We start from the raw sequence: 7011 nt of genomic DNA on the forward strand, positions 1-7011 counted from the left end.
GTGCGCCTCACCGGCATAGGCCACCACGTCCAGCGTGGACATCACCAGACCCGCACCATTACCGATGATCCCGACCTGGCCGTCCAGCTTCACATAATTCAGCCCCTTAGCCTTCGCCGCGACCTCAAGGGGGTCCCCCTCGGCGGCGGAGGCCAGGCTCTCCAGGTCCTGGCGGAACTCGGCGTTCTCGTCCAGGGTCACCTTGCCGTCCAGGGCGACCACGCGGCCGTCCTTGGTCAGGATGAGGGGGTTGACCTCGACGAGGGTGGCGTCCTTGCCGACGAAGACGTCCCACAGCTTCGAGATGATCTCCACGGCCCCCGCGGCGGCGGCCTCGGGGAGCTTGCCCTTGGCGACGATGTCCGCGGCGACGTCGGCGGGCGCGCCCTTCAGCGCGTCGATCGCGACCTTGGCGACCGCGTCGGGGTTGGTCGCGGCGACCTCCTCGATCTCCATGCCGCCCTCGGCGGAGCAGATCGACAGGAAGGTCCGGTTCGCCCGGTCCAGCAGGAAGGAGAAGTAGTACTCCTCCGCGATCTCGCTGGCCTCCTCCACCAGCACCCGGTGCACGGTGTGGCCCTTGATGTCCATGCCCAGGATCTGCCCGGCCTTGGCTCGGGCGTCCTCGGGACCATCGGCGACCTTCACGCCGCCCGCCTTACCGCGGCCACCCGTCTTGACCTGCGCCTTCACGACGACACGGGGCTTGCCCGCCGCCGCGAACTCCTCGGCGATGACACGCGCCTCCTCGGGCGTGCTCGCCACCTTTCCCTGGGGCACCGGGACCCCATACTCCGCGAAGAGTGCCTTCGCCTGGTATTCGAACAGGTCCACGAGGGTCCGTCCTTGTAACTCGCTGGCTGAAGATTCATGCGGACGTCGTGTGTCGCGCTCTCGCGGCGGAACCTTCCTGGACGGGTCCGCGTTGGAAGATGCGGCGCAAAAATCCATCCGCAACATGCGGAAGCTTAGCTCTCCCGGCCCTTGACAGCCGACTCGGGGGGCCAGGTGACCTGTGGCGGCGGGTCCGAAAGGCCGGGTATCACCCCGCCCTTGCAGGCGTTGTGGTGATCGTCCGTGTGACGAGTCACATCTCTGTTCACACGCCGGTCAGGCGAACTGGTCCCATCCGAGCCTGGCCACCAAGGCCAGCACGACGACGAGCAGCACCGCCCGCACGAACCCGGTGCCACGGCTCAGCGCCATGCGGGCACCGATCTGCGCGCCGACCACGTTGCAGACGGCGAGAGCCAGGCCGAGGAGCCACAGCACATGCCCGTTCCACGCGAACACCGCGATCGCCCCCAGGTTCGTCGCGGTGTTGATCACCTTGGCCGACGCCGAGGCGGCGACGAAGTCCATGCCCGTGACGAGGGTGAGCGTGATGATCAGGAAGGTCCCGGTGCCCGGGCCGATCAGGCCGTCGTAGCAGGCCACCGCGCCACCCGCCAGCAGAATGGCCGCCGTGACGCGACGCGGCGTCTGGAGAGTGGGATCGACCACCGCGCCCAGTGACGGACGGAGCAGCACGACCGCGGCGACCGCGAGCAGCACGACCATGATGATCGGCCGCAAGGCGGCGGAGGAGATCATGCCCGCCAGAGCCGCCCCGGTGCCGGCGCCGAAGAACGCGAGCCCGGCGGTGGGCCAGACGATCCGGGGATTGATCTTGACCCGGCGGGCGTAGGCGATCGCGGCGGAGGAGGTACCGAAGACGGCGGCCAGCTTGCTGGTGCCCAGCAGCGCCGGCACGGGGGTGGTGGGAGCCGCCACCAGCAGGGCCGGCAGCAGGAGCAGGCCGCCCCCGCCCACCACCGCGTCCACCCATCCGGCCGCGGCCGCCGCGAGCAGGAGCAGGCCGATGACGTCGACGTCCACGTGCGGCTACGCGGCCTTCGACAGGTGGCGGATCAACGGCGGTTCGTCATGAATTGCGCAGGTCGACACGGAACGTGGACTCTATCCCACACCGCCCGCCGGGCCCCGCCCGGCCCCATCGTCGTGTCAGGTGACGGCCTGCGTGCCCGGAATGTTCTCCCGGACCCACTCGGTGATCTCGGACGTGGTCGCCCCCGGCGTGAAGATCTTCGCGACCCCGAGCCGTTCCAGCTGTGGGATGTCCTCGTCCGGGATGATGCCGCCCCCGAACACCTTGATGTCCGTCGCGTCGTTCTCCCCGAGCAGTTCGAGGACACGCCCGAACAGCGTCATGTGCGCGCCCGACAGGACCGACAGGCCGATCGCGTCGGCGTCCTCCTGGAGGGCGGCGTTCACGATCATCTCGGGAGTCTGCCGCAGACCGATGTAGACGACCTCCACCCCGGCGTCCCGGAGCGCTCGCGCCACCACCTTGACCCCCCGGTCGTGGCCGTCCAGTCCGGGCTTGGCGATGACGACCCTCACCGCGGATGACGCGACCATGGCCGACCTCCGTTTCGCGACGGCGCGGTCACCTCGTGGGGCCGCGCGGGCGGGACGTGTGAACCCCTGTGCAACTCGCAGAGTAACGCAGCTCACTCTCGGGCTGACGGTCCCGGCGGTGGGTAGTGGGTCGGCATGACCGAGGAACCGACCGACTGGGAGCAGCTGCCGACCGAGGAACTCCACCGCCGCGCCGTCGCACTCGCGCGGCAACGGTGGGACGTCGGCTTCTTCTGGCGGCTGCTGCGCAGCATTCCCGCCGCCGAGGCCGCCACCGGCAACCTCGACGCCAGTACCACCGGCGTCGCCAAGCTCTCCGGGCTGGTCAGCGAACTGCTGGCCGCCCGGCACGGCGACCCGCAACTCCAGGAGGCGTTACGGCCGCTCTACATCGACTACTTGGCCGAACACGCCGAAGAGGCCTGAGGGCGGCCCACGGCACCGGCACCGTCATTGAAAGCGGTGCCGGCAATGGGCCCTGGTCCGACAAACAGCTCGTCCCGTGTCCGCTGTGCGGCTGAGAGGGAGGGACCACCATCTCGGAAACTGACGACTCCACCGACCGGCGTCGGGCTCTGGCTGCCCAGCTGGTCGACGTAAGCGGCCAGGTAACGATGGCGTTTGAAGAGGTGCCACGCCACCACTTCCTACCCGACCGTATACGTCCGGTTCAGGCGCGCGACTGGGTTGACCGAGTCCGCGCGCCGGAGGAGTGGCTCTCGCTGGCCTATTCCGACCAGCCCGTCGTCACACAAGTCGACGATGGCGCCGACGACGGCCCCGGAGTCCCGTCATCCTCCTCGTCGAAGCCGTCCGTGATGGCGAAGATGCTCATGGCGGCGGCGGTCAAGCCAGGAGACCGCGTGTTGGAGATCGGCACCGGAACCGGATACAACGCCGCTCTGCTCGCCGAACTGGTCGGATCGCATGGATCCGTCACCACGGTGGAGGTGGACGAAGACCTGAGCCGTCAGGCGCAGGCGGCGCTCGCCGACGCGGGATATCGGGTCAAGTTCGTTGTCGGCGAGGGCGCCGCGGGCTGGCCGTCGGGCGCACCGTTCGATGCGGTGATCGCGACCTGTGCCGTGACACGGGTGCCCGGGGCCTGGCTGTCGCAGACTCGGCCAGGCGGTGTCGTGGTGACCCCCTGGAAGCCGAACGCTGCCTTGCCGGGCGGACTCCTGGCCCGACTCGAAGCGGCCGACGGCCAGTCCCAGGGGCGGTTCGCGGGCGGAACCTCCTTCATGCTGCTGCGATCCCAGCGGTGGAACGGCGGAGCCGCGTATGATCCGGCCGCCTCACCGGACGTGACCCGCTCGCTGGACAGCGACCCGCGTGAGGTCGTGCTCGACCAGACGTGCGGTCCGCAACTCGCCATGATGGTGCCGTCGTGGCGGTGGGGCGCGGCGTGGCCGGACGGTCCGCGCGGAGACCATGTGGTGTGGCTGACCGCGCTGAACTGCTCGGCATGGGCCAGGTTGTACCCGGACGGACGAGTGGAACAGGGCGGTCAGCGACGCCTATGGGACGAGATCGAGGCGGCGCACACCTTCTGGTTCGAGCACGGGCGTCCACCGATCACCGACTTCGGGCTGACCGTCACCCGCGAAGGGGAACATCGGGTTTGGCTTGAGGAGCCCGGCGGGCCGGTGTGGATACAGGGGACGTGACGGTGCATGTCGCTGTGGGCTGGCCGAATCCGCCCAAATAGTGCCGAACGGGGCTTCGGCCTCCGTAATGTTCAGCTTGCTATCAGCCACCAGGAACTCGGGCCCAATACGTCGCCCGGTCGCGGCTGAGAGCTGGCCGAGCGGATCGGTCTTCGAGAGCAGCTCAAGCGTGCCGCCTGGACGGCTCGGCGCCAGCGCCAGGGCCTTGCCGCGTTGCGGAGTCTGGCCCGGCCAACCCGAACGGTCCGACGACGTTGAGACTCTGCGCCGCTTGAACGCCGAGTATCCGAACTGGAACGTGTGGCGCTCCGTTGACGATCTCGGCCGTCCGGCGGCGTGGGTGGCGACCAATCGCACCCGGGATTCGCTGTTCGCACCCACTTTGCACGGTGACACGGCCGAGAAGCTCGAACAGCAGTCGCGGAACCCGCCGCTCGCCGCCGGACTGTCGGTGCGGGTGCTCAAGCGCGCACAGGTGAACTCCGGGAGTAGGACGGCCGCGCGGTCAACACCCTGCCCGGCGCGACTTCCCCAGTTGGCCGCGCGGCTCACGGCCGTGGTTCCGACCATTCGAGGGGGATGGTCGGAACCACGCCCTGATCAAGGTCTGTCGCGATTCGCTGTCGCGACACGAGCAGGCGGCGCCCCGAAGCCGCACATGACGCCCGCACGCGGGCCGCAGTGCGCCGCGCCGGTCACCAGTGCGCGGGCCGGCCGATCGCGTCCGGCAGCCGCGTGGCGGCATCGCCGCGCGCCGAGTCGGCCTGCGGCTGGGTGAGGAAGATACTGCCGGTGAGGTCGGCGCCTCGCAGGTCCGCGCCACGCAGATCCGCCCCGATCAGGTCGGCCGAGCGCAGGTCGGCATCCCGGAGGTCGGCACCGATCAGGTAGGCACCGCGCAGGTTCGCCCCACGCAGCGTGGCGCCGCGCAGTCGCGCTCCCATGAGGTCGGCACCCCGATGGTTCCGTTTCCGGCCCGGGACACCGGCACGGACCAGCTCGCTGACCCGAAGCAGCAGGGAGTTGACCTCGCCCCGGAGCGCGGGTACGTCCGTCCTGAGCAGTTGTTCGGCGGAGCCGCGGGTGACGCGTTCGGTGGTGTCGAACGCCCGCCGCAGCTCGGCACGCATCGGCCGGGCCGCCGGCAGCTCCAGCGCCTCCGTCAGGTACCACAGCAGTTCGTGCAGGTGCCGCATGACGGGGAACAGCCCGAACATCCGGCGCGCCGTCTCCGGGTCCCGGCGCCAGTCGCGCCCGCCGAAGGTGACCTGCGAGACGCGCTGGCCGGCGCCGAAGCAGTCGAAGACGGTGCAGCCGGAGAATCCCCGCTCGCGCAGCCGGGCGTGGATGCCGCACCGGAAGTCCGGCCGCAGATTCCCACATGGCTCACCGGCCGCCTTGTCGACGGCGAAGTCGGCCGACGCGGCGAACGGCAGCGCGACGCAGCACAGCCCGAAGCAGTTCGCGCAGTCGGCACGCAGATCACGACGGTCGGTGTCGGTGACGTCGGACGGATGGGACAACGGACGTGGACTCCTGTCGAGATCGTGGGGAGGGCACGCAGGACTGCCCGGAGCACCGTTCCATTCTCCCGTGCCCGAACGGCCGCCCACCTCCGCCCCCGCCGGTTCGCCGACGTTCGTCAGCCGACGCTGTGATCGGCGTCGTAGCGACGTCGCGCCGTCTCGATCTCGGCGAGGTACCGCCGAGTCCAGGCGCACATCCCGTTGACGGTGTCACGCAACGCCGCGCCCGCCTCGGTGAGGCGGTACTCCACCCGCGGCGGGACGGTGGGGTGTACGGTCCGCAGCACCACACCGTCACGTTCGAGCCCGCGCAGGGTCTGGGTGAGCATCTTGTGGCTGATGCCCTCGATCTCGCCGCGCAGCTCGGTGAAGCGCAACGTGCGGTCGCCCAGGACGTTGATGATGAGCAGCGCCCACTTGTTGGCGACTCCGACGAAGATCTCCCGCGCGAGCGAGTCGGCGCGCCGCACGTCCCCCTCGTCCACCCGCCGCGTGGCCTGCTCGGTCACCACAGGGTGCCCCTCTCACCGAAAAGTGCGTTCTTCCACTTCAGAGCCTACTTACGTACGGTTCCCGAGTAACCAGAAGCGACCACGGTCCGCGGCCCGCTCGCCGGGACCCCACCGTATGGAGTGCTCATGAGCATCCTGAAGACGTACGCACGCGTGTGGACTGAAGACCTCGACCAGGCCCTTCCACTGCTGCAGGAGCTGACTGACGCGCAGCCAGACCTACGCCTGTCGTTCCACGCCGTCGAGTTGGCGATGCTCGGCGACCTTCTCGTCATCGCCGGCCCGGCCGACGAGCGCGCGAAGTACGCGCACGCCTCGGCGACCGTGGTGGTCGACGACCTGGACGACACCAAGACGACTCTCGAAGCCGCCGGCGCCGCAATCACCACCCCCATCACGGCAGGACCCACGGGTAGGTTCCTGTACGCCCGCCACGCCGACGGCGCCGAGATCGAGTACGTGGAATGGACGGCCGAACTGCGTCAGCGACTCATCGGCGATTAGCGGTCCGTCCACCCGCGACACAAAAAAGGGGGCGCCCCCAAACACCCCCCACACCACAACCACACCACAACAAAAAAAGGGGCCGCCCCAAAAGGGGCGACCCCAAAAAGATGTCCGGCGGCGACCTACTCTCCCACCCAACAGGGCAGTACCATCAGCGCTGAGAAGCTTAACGACCGGGTTCGAAATGGGACCGGGTATTTCCCTCTCGCCAAAACCGCCGTAACCCTACAACGATCCGCAGAAACAACGTGTGCGCGAACACCCAGCATCCATGGCGGACAAGCCCTCGGCCGATTAGTACCGGTCAGCTCCACACCTCACAGTGCTTCCACACCCAGCCTATCAACCCAGTCATCCACTGGAAACCTTACCCAC

General features: G+C 69.0%; 8 protein-coding genes and 2 rRNA genes. 3 read left to right on the forward strand and 7 right to left on the reverse strand.

Annotation, left to right across the window (positions count from 1 at the left end):
• From ACFQRF_RS27585 to ACFQRF_RS27595, 3 genes are all read right to left on the reverse strand, one after another.
• A partial coding sequence (locus ACFQRF_RS27585) for an ATP-grasp domain-containing protein (protein ID WP_379874406.1) occupies positions 1 to 834 on the reverse strand: 834 nt, incomplete at its 3' end.
• A gap of 276 nt (positions 835 to 1110) precedes the next feature.
• Positions 1111 to 1878, reverse strand: coding sequence for a sulfite exporter TauE/SafE family protein (locus ACFQRF_RS27590; RefSeq protein WP_379874407.1), 768 nt, complete (start codon positions 1876 to 1878; stop codon positions 1111 to 1113).
• 126 nt (positions 1879 to 2004) lie between these two features.
• Positions 2005 to 2421: a cobalamin B12-binding domain-containing protein gene (locus ACFQRF_RS27595; RefSeq protein WP_379874409.1), complete on the reverse strand. Its 417-nt coding sequence runs from the start codon at positions 2419 to 2421 to the stop codon at positions 2005 to 2007.
• A gap of 135 nt (positions 2422 to 2556) precedes the next feature.
• Between ACFQRF_RS27595 and ACFQRF_RS27600 the strand changes: the two genes are divergently transcribed.
• Both ACFQRF_RS27600 and ACFQRF_RS27605 read left to right on the forward strand, forming a co-directional pair.
• Entirely contained in the window at positions 2557 to 2847 is a 291-nt protein-coding gene (locus tag ACFQRF_RS27600; RefSeq protein WP_379874410.1) for a hypothetical protein, read from the forward strand.
• 188 nt (positions 2848 to 3035) lie between these two features.
• Positions 3036 to 4091: a methyltransferase domain-containing protein gene (locus ACFQRF_RS27605; RefSeq protein ID WP_379874412.1), complete on the forward strand. Its 1056-nt coding sequence runs from the start codon at positions 3036 to 3038 to the stop codon at positions 4089 to 4091.
• Between the two features lie 695 nt (positions 4092 to 4786).
• Here ACFQRF_RS27605 and ACFQRF_RS27610 read toward each other — a convergent pair.
• Both ACFQRF_RS27610 and ACFQRF_RS27615 read right to left on the reverse strand, forming a co-directional pair.
• A complete protein-coding gene (locus ACFQRF_RS27610) occupies positions 4787 to 5614 on the reverse strand; it encodes a pentapeptide repeat-containing protein (protein WP_379874413.1) in 828 nt (275 codons plus the stop codon).
• 119 nt (positions 5615 to 5733) lie between these two features.
• Positions 5734 to 6129: a winged helix-turn-helix transcriptional regulator gene (locus ACFQRF_RS27615; RefSeq protein ID WP_379874414.1), complete on the reverse strand. Its 396-nt coding sequence runs from the start codon at positions 6127 to 6129 to the stop codon at positions 5734 to 5736.
• Between the two features lie 126 nt (positions 6130 to 6255).
• Between ACFQRF_RS27615 and ACFQRF_RS27620 the strand changes: the two genes are divergently transcribed.
• Complete coding sequence (locus ACFQRF_RS27620; RefSeq protein WP_379874416.1) at positions 6256 to 6633, forward strand: VOC family protein; 378 nt, start codon at positions 6256 to 6258, stop codon at positions 6631 to 6633.
• Between the two features lie 112 nt (positions 6634 to 6745).
• Here the strand turns inward: ACFQRF_RS27620 and rrf are convergent.
• Positions 6746 to 6858 (reverse strand): 5S ribosomal RNA (gene rrf, locus ACFQRF_RS27625).
• Between the two features lie 52 nt (positions 6859 to 6910).
• Positions 6911 to 7011: ribosomal RNA gene (locus tag ACFQRF_RS27630) — 23S ribosomal RNA — on the reverse strand; the annotation flags it as partial.

This window comes from Marinactinospora rubrisoli, assembly GCF_042664915.1.
Lineage (GTDB): Bacteria > Actinomycetota > Actinomycetes > Streptosporangiales > Streptosporangiaceae > Marinitenerispora > Marinitenerispora rubrisoli.